The sequence below is a fragment of the Mesorhizobium sp. DxT genome, assembly GCF_058448885.1.
Map to the genome: position 1 here is coordinate 17,456 of NZ_JBZFLJ010000002.1, position 15,161 is coordinate 32,616.

15 protein-coding genes are annotated in these 15,161 nt (G+C 64.5%); 6 read left to right on the top strand and 9 right to left on the bottom strand.

Features of this window, described 5'->3' with window-relative positions; translation table 11 throughout:
- Positions 1–2: 2 nt before the first annotated feature.
- Both ACVJNE_RS04120 and ACVJNE_RS04125 read right to left on the bottom strand, forming a co-directional pair.
- Positions 3–929, bottom strand: coding sequence for an ABC transporter permease (locus tag ACVJNE_RS04120; RefSeq protein WP_499563253.1), 927 nt, complete (start codon positions 927–929; stop codon positions 3–5).
- Complete coding sequence (locus tag ACVJNE_RS04125; protein ID WP_499563254.1) at positions 923–1,732, bottom strand: HAD-IIA family hydrolase; 810 nt, start codon at positions 1,730–1,732, stop codon at positions 923–925. The genes ACVJNE_RS04120 and ACVJNE_RS04125 overlap by 7 nt, the downstream gene beginning before the upstream one ends.
- 91 nt (positions 1,733–1,823) lie before the next feature.
- On the opposite strand from ACVJNE_RS04125, the gene ACVJNE_RS04130 reads away from it, so the two are divergent.
- The 5 genes from ACVJNE_RS04130 (at position 1,824) to ACVJNE_RS04150 (ending at position 6,837) form a co-directional block, all read left to right on the top strand.
- Entirely contained in the window at positions 1,824–2,711 is an 888-nt protein-coding gene (locus tag ACVJNE_RS04130) for a LysR family transcriptional regulator (RefSeq protein WP_499563256.1), read from the top strand.
- A 128-nt stretch (positions 2,712–2,839) separates the two neighbouring features.
- Positions 2,840–4,072, top strand: coding sequence for a CaiB/BaiF CoA transferase family protein (locus ACVJNE_RS04135; RefSeq protein WP_499563258.1), 1,233 nt, complete (start codon positions 2,840–2,842; stop codon positions 4,070–4,072).
- A gap of 2 nt (positions 4,073–4,074) precedes the next feature.
- Positions 4,075–4,851, top strand: coding sequence for an enoyl-CoA hydratase/isomerase family protein (locus tag ACVJNE_RS04140; protein ID WP_499563260.1), 777 nt, complete (start codon positions 4,075–4,077; stop codon positions 4,849–4,851).
- 16 nt (positions 4,852–4,867) lie between these two features.
- Complete coding sequence (locus ACVJNE_RS04145; RefSeq protein WP_499563261.1) at positions 4,868–5,656, top strand: GntR family transcriptional regulator; 789 nt, start codon at positions 4,868–4,870, stop codon at positions 5,654–5,656.
- A gap of 20 nt (positions 5,657–5,676) precedes the next feature.
- Positions 5,677–6,837 carry an acyl-CoA dehydrogenase family protein gene (locus ACVJNE_RS04150; protein WP_499563263.1) on the top strand — a complete coding sequence of 387 codons (1,161 nt, stop codon included), beginning with the start codon at positions 5,677–5,679 and terminating at the stop codon, positions 6,835–6,837.
- Here ACVJNE_RS04150 and ACVJNE_RS04155 read toward each other — a convergent pair.
- The 7 genes from ACVJNE_RS04155 to ACVJNE_RS04185 form a co-directional block, all read right to left on the bottom strand.
- On the bottom strand, positions 6,831–7,976 hold the full coding sequence (locus tag ACVJNE_RS04155) for a CaiB/BaiF CoA transferase family protein (RefSeq protein ID WP_499563265.1): 1,146 nt from the start codon (positions 7,974–7,976) through the stop codon (positions 6,831–6,833). The genes ACVJNE_RS04150 and ACVJNE_RS04155 overlap by 7 nt on opposite strands.
- A complete protein-coding gene (locus ACVJNE_RS04160) occupies positions 7,976–9,268 on the bottom strand; it encodes a TRAP transporter large permease (protein WP_499563267.1) in 1,293 nt (430 codons plus the stop codon). The genes ACVJNE_RS04155 and ACVJNE_RS04160 overlap by 1 nt, the downstream gene beginning before the upstream one ends.
- Positions 9,268–9,768: a TRAP transporter small permease gene (locus ACVJNE_RS04165; protein ID WP_499563269.1), complete on the bottom strand. Its 501-nt coding sequence runs from the start codon at positions 9,766–9,768 to the stop codon at positions 9,268–9,270. The genes ACVJNE_RS04160 and ACVJNE_RS04165 overlap by 1 nt, the downstream gene beginning before the upstream one ends.
- 57 nt (positions 9,769–9,825) lie before the next feature.
- Positions 9,826–10,851, bottom strand: coding sequence for a TRAP transporter substrate-binding protein (locus ACVJNE_RS04170; RefSeq protein ID WP_499563271.1), 1,026 nt, complete (start codon positions 10,849–10,851; stop codon positions 9,826–9,828).
- Between the two features lie 45 nt (positions 10,852–10,896).
- The gene (locus tag ACVJNE_RS04175) at positions 10,897–11,697 is read right to left on the bottom strand and encodes an enoyl-CoA hydratase/isomerase family protein (protein WP_499563273.1); all 801 of its coding nucleotides are present in this window, start codon (positions 11,695–11,697) and stop codon (positions 10,897–10,899) included.
- Positions 11,698–11,773: 76 nt separating this feature from the next.
- Positions 11,774–13,591 (bottom strand): acyclic terpene utilization AtuA family protein, encoded by a 1,818-nt coding sequence (locus ACVJNE_RS04180; protein ID WP_499563275.1) that lies wholly within the window; start codon positions 13,589–13,591, stop codon positions 11,774–11,776.
- 20 nt (positions 13,592–13,611) lie between these two features.
- A complete protein-coding gene (locus tag ACVJNE_RS04185) occupies positions 13,612–14,415 on the bottom strand; it encodes an enoyl-CoA hydratase/isomerase family protein (RefSeq protein ID WP_499563277.1) in 804 nt (267 codons plus the stop codon).
- 93 nt (positions 14,416–14,508) lie between these two features.
- On the opposite strand from ACVJNE_RS04185, the gene ACVJNE_RS04190 reads away from it, so the two are divergent.
- Positions 14,509–15,153, top strand: coding sequence for a TetR/AcrR family transcriptional regulator (locus ACVJNE_RS04190; protein WP_499563279.1), 645 nt, complete (start codon positions 14,509–14,511; stop codon positions 15,151–15,153).
- Positions 15,154–15,161: the final 8 nt, after the last annotated feature.

A 15,161-nucleotide genomic window follows, 5' to 3' on the forward strand; every position in this document is an offset into this window, starting at 1 on the left:
GCTCAGGCCTCCCCGAGACGGATGCGCGGATCGGCCCAGGTGTAGGCGAGGTCGACCACTGCGTTGATGATGAGGACCGCGATGGAAACGGCGATGACGCCGAACTGAAGCACCGGGTAGTCGCGCTGAATCGCCGAGCGCACCAGCAGTTCACCAATGCCCGGCCACGCGAAGATCGATTCCACGACGACCGAGCCCGCCGCCGCGAGGCTCGCCACCTGCAGGCCGATCACGGACAGGATGGTGATGGAGGCGTTACGCAGGCCGTGCCGCAGGATGACCTCCGTCTCGGCAAGCCCCTTGGCACGGGCGGTGCGGATGAAATCCTGGCCGAGCACGTCGAGCATGGCGTTGCGCGTGAACCGCGTCAGCCCGGCGATGAGCAGTCCCGACATAGCGATCGTCGGCATCAGGAAGTGCGCCCAGGTGCCGTTTCCGACAACCGGCAGCCAGTTCAGCCAGTAGGAAAAGACCAGGATCATGAAGACCGCGAGCACGAAGTTCGGGACGGCGTAGAACAGGAAGGCGAGCGTCATGACGGCGCTGCCCACCCACGACTTGCGCCAGACCGCGGCAACGATGCCGAGCGGTATCGCCAGCGCCAGCGTCAGCGCCGTGCTCGCCAGAAGAAGCTGCAGTGACGGCCATATGCGCTCGGCGATTACCACCGAGACGGGCCGCCGCTCGACGAAGGACAATCCGAACTCGCCTTCGAAGAACGAGCCCATGAAGGCGAGGTATTGTTCGAGGATCGAGCGGTCGAGCCCGTAATAGGTGACGAGAAGATCGCGATCAGCCTGGGTGAGCCCCTGCCCGGCGATATAATTGATCGGGTCGCCGGAAAGCCTGGTGGCCGCAAACGCCAGCGTGACGATTGCCAGAAAGGTGATGGCGATCTTGAGGCCCGCCCGCGTCAGGTATTTCAGCATGACACGCTCTCCCTGTCGTTGCGATGGGAGGCGACGCTGGCCCTTGGCGCGATTGCGGGATGCAGGATGCGCAGGAAGTCGATCCCGGCTGCGCGCGCGGCCACACCGTCGGTAGCGTCGTTGTCGCCAACGAAGAGAGCCCGGCCACGATCGGCCCCGCTGCGTTCGAGCGCGATCTCGATCAGATCCGCGGCCGGTTTGCCGACGGACTTTATGTGCAACGGGCCGGTACAGGCTTCGATGGCGGCGACAAGCGCGCCGGTCTCCGGCACCGGCCGGCCGTGGGCGGTCGGGTGCGTCAGGTCGAGATTGGTCGCCCACAGCACCGCCCCATCGACGATATGCGAGGCGATCTCCTCGGCGAGTTCCAGGCTGAAGCGCGAATCCCGGCCAAGAAGCACGACCTCCGGCACGCCACCGCTGTTTGCAATGCCGAGACTTGTCGCGAGCGACCGTAGCGGTGCGTCGGCATAGACAAGTGCTGCCTCCGCCTGCGGATCGTCGGCGAGCCTGCGAACCGACTCTTCGCCGGCCAGCAGTATCCGGTCCGCATCCACGCTGATGCCAAGCTCATCGAGGCGGGCGGCAAGCGTCCCGGCCGTATCGGAAGAATTGTTGGAGACGATCCACAGCCGGTCGCCGCAGGCATCGACGAACGCGCGCGCGCCCTCGTGCACATGGCGGCCGGAGATCAGGCATCCGTCGAGATCGCACAGCACGATCGATCGTGCCGCGACGTCGATCTCGGCAAAACTCCTGACTGTCTCCACATGGCGCATCGTCGGTCCTCGTCGCTTGTTCATGCGAGCGGGACCATGTGGGCGGCATGTGACACGCCCGTAACAAACCAAGGCTAGACCTTGCGAAATCGAAGGTTTCACCTTGAGGACAGCGATGTCGCTTACACTTTCGCGCATCCGCGCCATCAACGCCGTCGCGCAGACCGGCTCCTATGCCGCTGCGGCACGCCAGCTCGGCGTCTCCCAGCCAACGGTTTCGCAGCATATCCGCGAAGCGGAAGCACTCTATTCGGTCAGGCTCTTCATGCGCCGCGGCGGCGCGCTGCATCCCACGCCGCTCTGCACGCAGCTTTGCGACATTGCTGAACGGATGGCGGAAAGCGAACGCGAGGCCGAACGCATCATGACGCGTCATGCCACGCTGAAGGACGGCCGCATCACCATCGGCCTCGGCAATTCCATGCCCGGCATGGCCGTTATCGCGCTCTTTCGGCAACGCCATCCCGGTGTCGACATCGCGGTCGAGACCGGTTCACATGAACGCATCATCAAGGCGGTGCTGTCGCGCAGCGTCGATGTCGGCGTGCTACCGGACATTCCGCGCGACGGACGGTTTCGCGCACAGGCCCTTGTCAGCCAGGAGGTCGTCGCGATGCTTCACGCCAGCCACCCGCTCGCGTCGCGCAAGCAATTGACCTGCGCCGAGCTGATGCGCCAGCCGCTGATCTTCCGCGCTCGGGGTTCTTCAACCCAACGCGTGGTCGATCGCGCGTTCGCGCAGGCCGGCCTCACGCCAAAGCCGCTTCTCATGCTCGATGCCCGCGATGCGGCCTACGAGGCGGTCGCCAACAATATCGGCATCGGCTTCATATGGCGCCACGGAACGGGCCGGCACGATGCCGTCAAGCGCGTGCCGGTCGCCGAGATGAGCACGCGCTACAATGAAGTAGCCTTTGCGCTGGCCGGGGAAACATCCGTCGTGACGGACGCATTCCTGGCGGTCGGCGCAGACTACGGCAGGATGCAGGAAGGGATGGCATAGCGGCCGGATGGCCGCTGTCGCAGCAGACTGCAACGCCCCCAGGTTTGCTCCTCGCTTCGGTTGACCCGAAACATATGGTCATACATACTATTGATCATTTGATTGGGAAAGCGGAGGAGCGTCGCCCGATGATGAAGTTTCTGGACGGCGTAAAGGTTGTCGAGATCGGCCACATTCTCATGGCCCCCTACGCCACCCAGTTCCTGGGTGATTTCGGCGCCGACGTCGTCAAGGTCGAGTCGCTTGAAGGCGATTATTACCGGAATCTCGGCCTCGGCCGGAAGCGGGGCATGACCGCGCAATGGATGTCGGTGAACCGCAACAAGCGCAGCATTTCGCTGGACCTCAAGGACCCCGAGGCGCGCGAGACCCTCAATGCCCTTCTGAAAGACGCAGACATCGTCGTGCACAACATGCGGGTCAAGGCTATCGAGCGGCTTGGCCTGGGCTACGAGCCCGTCAAGGCGCTCAACCCGAAGGTCGTCTACTGCGCTGCAATCGGTTTCGGCCAAGACGGACCCTATGCCGACTTTCCGGCCTTCGACGACATCATCCAGGCCTATTCCGGCCTTGCCGCGGTCAACGGCGTCGGCTCCGGCAAGCCCACCTTCCTGCCGATCGCGATTGCCGACAAGGTCGTTGCGCTGATGCTCGGACAGGCCATGCTGGCCGGGCTCCACCGCCAGCGCGCCACCGGCAAGGGCTGCTATATAGAGACGCCTATGTTCGAGGCCGCGGTCACCGTGGTGCTGAACCAGCATCTCAACGGCCACACCTTTGTCCCGCCAGAGGCGGGCTTGGGCTACAAGCGCGTGATGAGTCCCTACCGCCAGCCGGCACCGACGCAGGACGGCTACATCGTCCACGGTGTCTACAAATACGAACACTGGCAACGCTTCCTCGCGGAAACCGGCAGGCAGGACGTGCTCGACGGCCCGTTGATGGCCGACCAGCATGCGATGGCCAACAACATTGCAGGCCTGTACGAAATCGCTTCGAACGAAATCCTGCCGACCCGCGCCACGGCCGAATGGCGCGAGCTCTTCGACCGGCTCGACATTCCTTGCGCACCGGTCCTGCAGATGGAGGATCTGGAGCAAGACCCGCACCTCAAGGCCGTGAAGCTTTTCGAGGAATACGACCACCCGTCGCAAGGGCGCCTGCGCCGAACCCGTGCGCCCTTCTCTGTTCGAGATGTCGATGTCGGCGCGGACCGCCACCCGCCTGAGATCGGGGAACATACCCTGGAGGTGCTGCGCGAAGTCGGGCTTTCGGACGAGCAGATCGCAATGCTACAGGCGCGCGGCGTTGTCCGTACCTTCTCGGATGAAGACAAGCCAGCAGACCGGAAGGCCGGATAGAAATGGCAACCACACCGGACAGCCAGGTATCGGTCGCCCGCGACGGTCATGTCGGCGTCGTGACCTTTTCCCGTCCGCCGCACAACTATTTCGACGGCGCGTCGGTCGAAGGGCTGCTTTCCGCCTTTCGCGAACTCGAGGCAGACCGGCAATGCCGGGCCATCCTGCTTCGGGCCGAAGGCAAGACCTTCTGCGCCGGCGCGCAGTTCGGCAGCGACGGCAACGGTGTCGATGCCGACGTCGCGATGCGCATCTACCGTAGCGCCATCGCGCTTTTCGAAGTGTCTAAGCCGGTCGTTGCCGCCGTCCAGGGCCCGGCGATCGGCGGCGGTCTCGGGGTCGCGCTTGTGGCGGATTTCCGGGTCGCCAGCGACACGGCATGGTTCTCCGCGAATTTCGCACGGCTGGGCGTTCATTCCGGCTTCGGCATCAGCGCGACGTTGCCGCGGGTCGTCGGCCTTCAGGCAGCATCGCTCATGCTGCAGACCGGCCGCCGGCTCTCCGCCCAGGAAGCGAACCGCATCGGTCTTGTCGAAAAGGTGGTTCCGCAGGCCGCGCTCGAAGAAGAGGCAATGGCGCTTGCCGGCGAGATCGCGTCGGGCGCGCCGCTAGCCGTGCAGTCCATGCGGCAGACATTGCTTGGGGATCGTGGGGCTCTCGTGCGTCAGGCGATCGAGCGCGAGATTGCCGAACAGCGCATTCACTTCCAGACTGACGATTTCCGTGAAGGCATCAAGGCAGCGCACGAGCGCCGGCCGCCGGTTTTCACGGGTCGTTGAAACGGAGGGGCAGGCGGTGACCAGAGGCAGTGCTTTCAGCCAGGACGACGGCATCCCGCTTTACATCAAGCTCGCCAGCCTGTTCCGCGACATGATCGGACAGGGCGAGTGGGCCGTCGGCGCGCAGATCCCGCCGCTTCCCGCGCTGCAGGACGCCTACGGCGTGGCGCGGGCGACGATCCGACAGGCTATCGGTATTCTGCAGGATGAGGGCTACCTGTCGAGCCAGCGCGGACGAGGCACCTATGTGCTGAAGGCGCCGCCCGTTCGAAGCGCCAACCCGCAGGCACCCGGGCACGACCAGCTCAATCTCGATCCGCGGTTCTCGATCAGGATCATCGGCCACGCGGAATGTACCCGCAACCACGGCCCGGCGCGCTTCATTCCCGAGACCGAAGGCCCGCTGGTAAACGCTCGCAAGCTGCATCTCTTCGAGGAGATGCCGTACTCGATCGTCGATTTCATCATGCCACGCCGCTACTTCGAGATGATTCCCGAAGGGCTCGATCGCACGCGCCTCTATGCGCAGCTCGTGCGCGACCACACCGGTCTCAGCCATCTGGTGGGCGACCAGGCGATGACCGTCAATCTCGCCGGTCACGAGGTGGCCAAGCTTCTGGAGATACCGCTCGCAACGCCGACCGTGCAACTCGACTCGACGCTGACGGAGATGGGAGCGGCCACCCCGGTGATGGCGCACCGCAGCGTGATCCGCAGCGACCTCTTCCTGCTGCGGCGGCGCATCGCCAACGTATTCGAGCGCGCTGCGGACGACTGGCGTCCGACTGTGCGCCCCGACAACTGACAGAACCACGGAGACAGGCAATGGACTTCGCCCTGAGCGAGGAGCAGCGCGCGATACAGGAAGCGGTGCGACGCATCTGCGAGCCGTACGACGATGGCTACTGGCTCGACCGCGATCGCGACGGCCGGTTCCCGCACGAGTTCGCAGCGGCAGTCGCCCGCAACGGCTGGTTCGGCATCACGACTCCGGAGGCTTATGGTGGGGCGGGTCTCGGCATCACCGAGGCCGCGATCGTGATGAAGGAAATCGGCCGGCTGGGGCTGGCCGCGACCTCGTCGGTGCACATCAACATTTTCGGGCTCCAGCCGGTGGTCGGCTTCGGCACGGAGGAGCAGAAGCAGCGCATGCTGCCGCCGCTGATCGCCGGCGAGGAGCGCGCGTGCTTTGGTGTGACGGAGCCTGACGCTGGGCTCGACACCACGCATATCACCACCTTCGCCAGACGGGCCGACAATGGCTATGTCGTCAACGGGCGCAAGGTCTGGACTTCCACCGCGCAACACGCCGACCGCATCCTTCTGGTGACACGCACGACGGCGCTCGCGGACTGCGCCAGGCCGACGGACGGCATGACCGTCTTCTACACGCGCTTCGACCGCGACCGGATCGAGGTGCGCGAGATCGAGAAGATGGCCCGCAAGGCGGTCGATTCCAACGCTATCTTCATCGACGGCCTCGAAGTGCCCGAGGAAGACCGTATCGGCAATGACGGCGACGGCTTTCGCGTACTGCTGCACGGTCTAAACGCCGAACGCATCGTCGCGGCCGCAAGCGCCATCGGCGCGGGACAGGCGGTGCTGGAAAAGGCGGCGGCCTATGCCGGCGAGCGCAACGTGTTCGGCCGGCCGATCGGCATGAACCAGGCCATCCAGCATCCGCTCGCCGACATATGGATGCGGCTACAGGCGGCGGAACTGATGCTGTTCAAGGCGGCACACCTCTACGACAGCGGCCAACCCTGCGGGCTGGAAGCCAACAGCGCCAAATATCTCGCCAGCCAGGCGTCGTTCGACGCAGCGTTCCGCGCGGTGCGAACCCATGGCGGCTTCGGCTTCGCCAGGGAATACCACGTCGAGCGTTATTTCCGTGAAAGCATCCTAAACTTCATCGCACCCGTGAGCGAGGAATTGATCCTCTGCCACGTTGCGGAGAAGGCTCTCGGCCTGCCGAAATCCTACTGACCCGCGTCGCGGGTGCCGAACACCATGGCGTTGTCCTCGCCGAGCGAGGGCGCGTCCTTCCTATAGGCAGGCCTTTCGCCGTCGAATGAGACCGGCATGCCGACGAGGCTGAGATCGATGCCAGGCGACTGCTGAAGAATGCCCAGCGCCTCCGTCTGCGGATGCGCCAGCACTTCGTTGACGGTGTGGATCGGCGCGCAGGGTACGCCGGCCGCCTCGAGCTTCTCGGCAAGGTCTTCCTTCGTCGTGCCCGCCGCAATCTCGGCCACCATCGGCAGCAGTATTGCGCGGTTGCGGCTGCGATCCTCATTGGTCACGAAGCGCGGATCCGTACCCCACTCCGGATGACCGAGAACCTGCGCCAGCCGCGCGAAAAGCCGGTCGTTGCCGGCCGCGATCACCAACGGCCCGGTCGATGTTTCGAACGCCTGGTAAGGCACCAGCAGAGGATGTCCCGTCCCGTGACGCACGGGCAGCCCGCCGCCCGTCATGTATGTGACCATGTGGAACCCGCACCACAGCAACGCGGTCTCGAACAGCGACGTGTTGACGACGCAGCCCTTGCCGGTCGTCCCCCTGCGGAACAGCGCTGCAAGCGCACCAATCGCCGCCCACATGCCGGTACCGAGATCGACCACTGACGCACCGATCCGCGCAGCCGGCCCGTCCGGGTGGCCGTTGGCGCTGATGAGCCCGGAAAACGCCTGCATCAGCGGTTCGTAGCCGGGCCGGTTCTTCAACGGACCGAGATGACCGAATGCACCCATGTCGCAATAGATCAGGCGCGGGTGCCGTTCCGTCGTTTCCTCCGGTCCCAGACCCATCTTCTCCATCACGCCCGGCCGCAGATTGTGGACCAGTATGTCGCTGTCGGCCAGCAGGCCGTCGAGTTTCCGCCTGTCTTCGGCTTGCGAGAGATCGAGCACCACGGACAGCTTGTTGCGGTTCATCGCATGAAACGCGGCCGACGCATCGGCTGAGACGGGCGGCCCCCAGCGGCGCGCGTCGTCGCCCCCATCCGGCTTCTCGACCTTGACCACGGTCGCACCGAGATCGGCAAGGATTTCGCCGGCAAAAGGACCGGCGAGATTCTGGCCAAGCTCGACGACCTTGACACCTTCCAGCAGCAACGCCGTCATCACATTCTCCCCGGCAGCCAGAGCGAAATCGCGGGGAACGCGATCAGCAGGGCAAGCACGGCCAGCTCGACCAGCACGAACGGCCACACACCACGAAAGACCTTGCCGACGGGAACCTTTGTCGTGCTCGCGACGACGAAGACATTGATGCCCATTGGCGGCGTGATCAGCCCGATCTCGGCGGCCTTCACGAAGAGAATACCAAGCCAGACGGGCTCATAACCAAGACCGGCGAGCAACGGGAACGTCAGCGGCAGGGTCAGGACGAGGATCGCCAACTGATCCAGAAAGAAACCGAGGACCAACAGCATGAGCAGAACGCACAGCAGCACCACGAAGGGCGGCACGTCGGCTGCCTGGATCGCCATCAGCAGGTTCTGCGTCACGCCGGTCAGCGTCAGGAAGATGCCGAACACCGCCGAGCATGCGATGATGGCAAGGATCATCGCAGAGTTGCGCGTGGCCGCCGACAGGGCATGCAGGAAATCGCTCCATCCCATGCGGCGCATGACGATGGCGATGACCAGCGCCGCGAGCGCGCCCACCGCTCCGACTTCCGTCGGCGTGATGGCGCCGGAATAGATCGCCGCGATCATCGACCCCATCAGCAGCAGGATCGGCCAGACGGTCTTGAGCCCAACGATCCTCTCGCGCATCGAAACCGGCTCGGCCGCGGTCGGAGCCGCATCTGGATTGCGTCTGACGATGAACGCGATCGTCAGCGCGTAGCTGGCGGCGGTCAGCGCTCCCGGCAACAGGCCGGCCATCAGCAACGCACCCACGGACGTTTCCGTGAAGACGCCGAAGAGGACAAGGCCGATGGAGGGCGGGATCATGATGGCGAGCGTGCCGATCACCGCCAGCGCGCCGGTCGAAAAGCTGTCGTTGTAACCGTAGCGACGCATCTCGGGGTGTGCGGCTGCAGCCAGCGTGCCGGCGGCAGCCGTGCTCGATCCCGAGACGGCCGAAAGCATCACACCTCCTGCAACCGCGGCATAGGCGATACCGCCGCGCATATGACCGAGCCATTTGTGCGAGGCCGCGAACAGGTCGCGTGTGAAGCGGCCAGCCGTCAGGAACTCCGCCATCAGTACGAACATCGGCAGCGTCGACAGCGTGTAGCTTGTCATGTGCTCGTAGGGCGCGGTCTTGATAACGCCGATCAGCGGATAGATGCCACCTGTCAGGTAAAGCCCCAGCGCCCCGGTGGTCAGCATTGTGAAGGCGACCGGCATGCCCGCGAGCAGCAGCACGAAAAGAAGTAGGGTCATTCCGATGGCAACGGAAACCATCACTCGTCTCCCTCAGGGTCGGAGCGCGGGAAGACGATCTCGACGGCGAGCCGCAACGCAAGCAGTCCGCAACCGAGAGGAACCCATACATAGCTCCAGTAGAGCGGAAACTGGATCACGCCGAAGCTGGTATCCCGGTCGATGAATTTCGACACCGCCTCCGTGCCCGCGTGCCAGGCAAGGAAGCCGAAGATGCCGGCGGCGATCAGCGCGTTTACACGTTCGACAGGGTTGCCTGGGATACGAGCCAGCCAGGGCTTCAACACGTCGAGCCGAATGTGGCCGCCGCTCGCATATGTGGCCGGCAAGCCCAGAAAAGTCAGGATGACCATCAGATACAGCGTCGTGAACTCGAAGCTGCCCTGCAGCGGACGATTGAAGAGATAGCGTCCGAGTGCGTCGATACTGATCGACAACATCATGACGAAGATCGCGAGTTGCGCGATCGCCATGAAAATTCGATCGAAGAAGGACAGCGCGCGCTCCAGCGGTCTGGGCATGGCATGCTCCGCAGGTAGGGCGCTCCCGGACAAGGCGTCCGGGAGCAAGGGTGTTGATTATTCCTGGAGGTACGAACGATAGGCGTCGAGGGTCGCCTGGCCGGGCAGTCCACGCCCTTCCATCTGCTTCACCCATTCGGCCTCCACCGATTGCAGCTTCTCGGTAAACTGGGCCTGCGTTTCCGGCGACAGCTCGATCAGCTTGATGCCAAGCCCTTCCAGTTTGTCGTATGCGGACCCGGTCTGGTCCTTGAACCCGGCGGCCATGGTCTCGCCGATCTCGGTGGCAACCTCGGAAATCACCTTCCGGGCGTCTTCCGGCAGGCCCTGCCATACGTCCTCGTTCACCAGAGCCGCAAACGCCACCGTGCCAAGGCTCGCATTGGTGGTGATGGAAGAAAGCACCTCCTCGATCTTATAGGCAAAAAGGCTCGGCGGATTGTAGATCGCGCCATCGACGGTGCCACGCTCCAGGGCGAGGTAGAGGTCGGAGGCCGGCACACGCACCGGCACGGCTCCGAGCGAACTGGCGATGAGTTCGCCGGTCGCGCCAGCGGCACGCATCTTCACGCCCTCAAGCTCGCTGACATCGTTGAGTTCGGTCTTCTTCGCGAACATCGCCTGATACGGCGGCGTCACCATGGTGAAGAGCGGACGCACGCCGTTGCGCAGATATTCGCTTTCCAGGAGTTCGTTCTGGGCCAGCTTGGTGAAAGCGATGGAACCGGCAACGGAATCGGTGAAGAGCCCCGGCAATTCGACGGCGCTGGTCAGCGGCATGCGATCGCTGACATAGACGACGCCGACCATGGCGATGTCGGTGACACGGTTGCGCACCGCGTCCAGCAGCCCGGCGGCCTTGGCAAGCTGCTCGGCCGGATAGAGCTGCACCTCGATGCGGCCCTCGCTGCGCTCCTCGACCATCTGTTTGAACGGCTGTGCCGAAAGCTTCGAGCCGGCGTGAGTCAGCGGAAACTGATCTGCATATTTCAGGACGATCTTTTCCTGCGCGTAGAGCGCGGTCGATGCAAGCGAGGCGGCCAGCGCGATGCCGGCCACTTTAAGGGCATTGGTGATCTTCATGCTTTCCTCCATCAGAATTTTTCTGGTTCTTGGTGCTGGCAACGTTCACGCCGGATCTGCCTGCCAGCGAAAGCGCGGCGGCTTTCCGTCGAGGAAGCGTTGAGCCGCTTCCTTGTGATATGCCGTCTCGAGACAGGCTGCCTGCGCCAGGCTCTCTGCCTCCACCGTCTGCCGCAGGTCGAGCCCGTAGCTCTGGTTGAGAAGGTTCTTCGACAGGGCGAATGCTGTTGCTGACGCCTCGACGAAACTCTTCGCCATAGTCGTTGCGGTCTCCATCAGCCGGTCTTCTGCGACGACCCGGGAGACGATGCCCAGCGCCAATGCCTCCTCGGCATCGACTTCCCGCGCACTGAGGATGAGTTCCCTCGCCCGTCCCATCCCGACCCGTCGCGGTAGCGAGTGGTGGAGCGCAAAATCCGGCACCAGCCCGATACGCGCAAACGATGCGCAGAACCGCGCCCGCGGCGTCGCCACGACAAAATCAGCCGCGGCAGCTAGGCCAAGGCCCGCGCCGTAGGCAGGACCGTCGACAGCCGCGATTAACGGCTTTTCAAGAGAAAGGAGCGCGAGCACGGTTTCGCCGGTCTGGCGCATGCGCTCGCGCGCATCCTCGATGCCGGGCTTCCTGTCGCGCATCGACGTGATGTCGCCGCCCGCGCAGAAGCTGCCTCCGGATCCGGTTAAGACACAGGCGTGGATGGCAGCGTCGCGAACCAGTCGATCGACGGCTTCGCGCAGCTCGGCGCGCATGGTCATGTCGATGGCGTTGCGGCGCTCGGGTCGCTTCAGCGTCAGCGTTGCCACGCCACCGTCGACATCAAGCGCTATCGTTTCGAAACCTGCCACGCTGGATCGCTCCTCCCGATTGATCGCGTGCTAAAGTACATAATAGTGTACTATAGAACTATCTGGGTGCAAGCGGTCATTCGAGCGCATCGCCCCAGCCCGCGAGAACGCCACCCTTGTCCAGCCACGCCGACGGCACCTCGACGGGCAGGTCGAGGAACATCTGCGCGTAGGTCTTGGCCTGCGGGTCATAGCGCAGCGAGGCGGTGCCGCCGCCGCCCAGCACGTTCTCCAGCAGGAAATTGAGCGCGTGGAACCCGGGCATCACGTAGCGGTGCACCGGACCTTCCAGATAATGCGCGAAGAACTGCGCCATGCGCTCCTCGGTGACCTGCTCCGCGATCACCGAAAAGAACTCCGGACGGCGCGCGATCACCCCGATATTGGCGTGGTTACCCTTGTCGCCGCTGCGACCCCAGGCCAAGGCGCGCAGAGGAACCGTTGCGGTCGGGCCGCTTGCGGCTTCCGACTGGGGAGCGGGATGTGCAGCGGGCGCATCGGCGCTCTGGCCTGGCATTGCAGGCAGGCGCGTCGCCTCTTCGCCCCGGTGAATCGTCACCGGCACCTTGTCTTTCGGCCAGAGGAAGGAATGGACACGCAGGACCGGCGTCGGCTTCGGGCGACCGTGAAGCACCCCGGTCAGTCCCTGCGCCATGGCGACGCCCGGATGGGCGAACTCCCGCGCGAAAATCTCCAGCGCTTTCATGTCTTCGTGCTTGAGGCCGATCTTGACGATCACCTCGCGCGCCTCGAAGGCGCGCGCATTCGCGCCGTAAGTGTCTTCGGCGCCGATCACCTCGATGGAGACCTCCCGGTAGGGAGCGAACCCCTTGGCTGCCATCAGCCGTCCGGTCCGCTCCACCAGCGCCTCGGCCGTCCGGCGGCCTTTTCTGCCGGCCTGCCAGCCCGCGACCATGTAGGTCGTGACAATGCGGAAACCGTCGACATAGGTGCCGCAGACCTTATAGTCCGGCCCGGGCGCCCTGCCCTTCGCGTTCGACACGCGCACCCGATCCTCCGCCACCTGTTCGAGCGTCACCTCGGAGAAGTCGCAGACGACGTCGGGCAGATGATAGGATTGCGGATCGCCGATCTCGTAGACGATCTGCTCCGCCACGGTGCCGGTCGTCACCTTGCCCCCGGTACCCGCGGCCTTGGTCACGACGAAGCTGCCGTCCTTCGCGCATTCGACGATGGGAAAGCCCATGTCGCTCCAGCCGTCGGCGACGTCCTGCCAATCGGTAAACAGCCCGCCGGTTGCCTGCGCGCCGCACTCGATGACATGGCCGGCGAGACTGCCGGCCGAAAGCCGGTCGTAATCACCGGCCTGCCAGCCGAACTCGTGCATCAGCGGCCCCAGCACCATCGCCGAATCCACCACGCGGCCGGTGATGACCACGTCGGCGCCTTTTGCCAGCGCTTCCGCAATCGCACCGGCGCCGAGATAGGTGTTCATCGAGGCGAATGCCTTCGGCAGCGGCGCACCGGAAAACATCTCCGTCGGCTGCGCATCCTGGATGTCCTGCGCGAAGGGCGTCAGGTCGTCCCCGGTAACCACCGCAACGTCGAATTCGAGCCCCGCTTCGGCGGCTGCCGCCAGAAAAGCATCGCGACAGGCAAGCGGGTTCATGCCGCCGCTGTTGGTTATGAGCTTGATGCCCTGGCGCTTGATCTCCGGCAGGAGCGGCTTCACCGACGCGAGCCAGTCGGGAATGTAACCGCCATCGGGCGCCTTGGCCTTGGCGCGGGCAAGCAGCGCCATGGTGACCTCGGCGAGGTAATCGCCGACCAGATAGTCGACATTACCCTTCTCCACGAGCTGCCTTGCACCAAGGATGGTATCGCCCCACGCGGCCGCCGCCCCGCCGATACGTACGATCTTTTCTTCAGTCATCTTTGTCTCGCTCCCGCGGTTCAGACGGCCCAGCGCGGCTTGCGCTTTTCGAGGAAGGAGGCCACGCCCTCGCGGCCCTCCTCTCCCAACAGGCACGAGGCGAAACCCTCTGCCGCGCGGTCCAGCATCTCGTCGCGCGTCAGGTGCGGCGCTGCCAGCACGAGTTCCTTGGTTGCCGCGTTTGCGCCAGGCGCGCAGAGGCGCACGCTCTTGCGCAGCCCCGCCTCGAGCGCGGCGAAGTCTTCGCCGGTCGGCACCACGGCGTCGGCGATACCCAGCGCCAGCGCCTCGTTGCCGTCGAAGCGCGCCGCCGTCAGCATGATCCGTCGTGCCTTGGCGAGCCCGATACGCTGGACGATGAGCGGCGCGATCTGCGCCGGCGGGATGCCGAGCATCGTTTCGGTCAGCGCGAATTTCGCGTCGGCGATGACGGCAACGAAATCACCGGCACAGACCAGGCCGAGCCCGCCAGCCATCGCGGCGCCCTCGACGAGCATGACCGTCACTTGCGGCAGTTCGTTGATGGCATGGAAAAGCTCGCCGGCGCGGCGACTGAATGCGGCAACGTCGGCCTGGCTCTGCCCGCCTTCCGTGATCGCGCGAAAGCCCTTCAGGTCGCCGCCGGCGCAAAAGGTGCCACCCTTCCCACGAAAGGTCACGCCGCGAATATCCCGATTATCGGCGAGCGAGCGGGCCACAGCATGCAGCTCCTCCGCCATCTCGTTCGACAGCGCGTTGCGGGCTTCCGGCCGGTTCAGCCATACGGTCAGCCAGCCGTCTTCCTGTTCCAGCAGAAGGGTTTCGGTTTGCGGTAGCGCGGACATCGGTTTCCTCCCGGGGATATGCAGGTTGCCATTACGATACAGAACGAACGTTCTGTTTGTCTAGATGGCAGCGTTGCGTTTATAGATTTGCCGATGAACACGCCTGACGCCGCCTCCGACAGACCGGAACCACCCACCGCATCGCGCAAGGAACAGCAGGCGATCGTCGCCCGCGACCGTATCGTGCGCGCCGTCATCGACTGCCTCGACGAGCATGGCTACGCGGAAACGAGCATCAACCGCATTCAGGAACGCGCTGGAATTTCGCGGGGCGCGTTAACGCATCACTTCCCGAGCAAGGAAGAGTTGATGGTCGTCACCGCCGAGCGGCTGTTGCAGCCGACGCTAGTGCCGCCACGCAAAGGCCCGCGACAGTTCGACAGCGCAGAGCAGCGGATTTCGGCCGTCGAGGCGGACATCGTCTGGATGTGGGAAAGGCTTGTCGACACGCGCGAAGGCCGCGCTTTGCTTGAAATCCTCGTTGCCACCCGCACGGACGTCGCGCTTAAAGGCCGCATCTCCGAGACGTTCGTCCGATGGAACCGCGCGATAAACGATTCGCTGGCCGCCAACTATCTGCTCCACGGGCTGGCCGAAGAGGAACAGCGCGAGCTCTGGACGATGTGCCGCGTCTTCCTGCGCGGCCTGAACACGCAGAGCCAGTTCGAACCGGACCACCACGCACGCAGCGCGCTGGTACGCAGTTTCGCGAAGATGATCGCCACGCGCTTCGTCTGACCGCGACG

What these genes read in the sequence shown, in the direction of transcription:
- ACVJNE_RS04120 (WP_499563253.1), bottom strand. Translation starts at nt 929, where the DNA reads ATGCTGAAATACCTGACGCGGGCGGGCCTCAAGATCGCCATCACCTTT.
- ACVJNE_RS04125 (WP_499563254.1), bottom strand. Translation starts at nt 1,732, where the DNA reads ATGAACAAGCGACGAGGACCGACGATGCGCCATGTGGAGACAGTCAGG.
- ACVJNE_RS04130 (WP_499563256.1), top strand. Translation starts at nt 1,824, where the DNA reads ATGTCGCTTACACTTTCGCGCATCCGCGCCATCAACGCCGTCGCGCAG.
- ACVJNE_RS04135 (WP_499563258.1), top strand. Translation starts at nt 2,840, where the DNA reads ATGATGAAGTTTCTGGACGGCGTAAAGGTTGTCGAGATCGGCCACATT.
- ACVJNE_RS04140 (WP_499563260.1), top strand. Translation starts at nt 4,075, where the DNA reads ATGGCAACCACACCGGACAGCCAGGTATCGGTCGCCCGCGACGGTCAT.
- ACVJNE_RS04150 (WP_499563263.1), top strand. Translation starts at nt 5,677, where the DNA reads ATGGACTTCGCCCTGAGCGAGGAGCAGCGCGCGATACAGGAAGCGGTG.
- ACVJNE_RS04155 (WP_499563265.1), bottom strand. Translation starts at nt 7,976, where the DNA reads ATGACGGCGTTGCTGCTGGAAGGTGTCAAGGTCGTCGAGCTTGGCCAG.
- ACVJNE_RS04160 (WP_499563267.1), bottom strand. Translation starts at nt 9,268, where the DNA reads ATGGTTTCCGTTGCCATCGGAATGACCCTACTTCTTTTCGTGCTGCTG.
- ACVJNE_RS04165 (WP_499563269.1), bottom strand. Translation starts at nt 9,768, where the DNA reads ATGCCCAGACCGCTGGAGCGCGCGCTGTCCTTCTTCGATCGAATTTTC.
- ACVJNE_RS04170 (WP_499563271.1), bottom strand. Translation starts at nt 10,851, where the DNA reads ATGAAGATCACCAATGCCCTTAAAGTGGCCGGCATCGCGCTGGCCGCC.
- ACVJNE_RS04180 (WP_499563275.1), bottom strand. Translation starts at nt 13,591, where the DNA reads ATGACTGAAGAAAAGATCGTACGTATCGGCGGGGCGGCGGCCGCGTGG.
- ACVJNE_RS04185 (WP_499563277.1), bottom strand. Translation starts at nt 14,415, where the DNA reads ATGTCCGCGCTACCGCAAACCGAAACCCTTCTGCTGGAACAGGAAGAC.
- ACVJNE_RS04190 (WP_499563279.1), top strand. Translation starts at nt 14,509, where the DNA reads ATGAACACGCCTGACGCCGCCTCCGACAGACCGGAACCACCCACCGCA.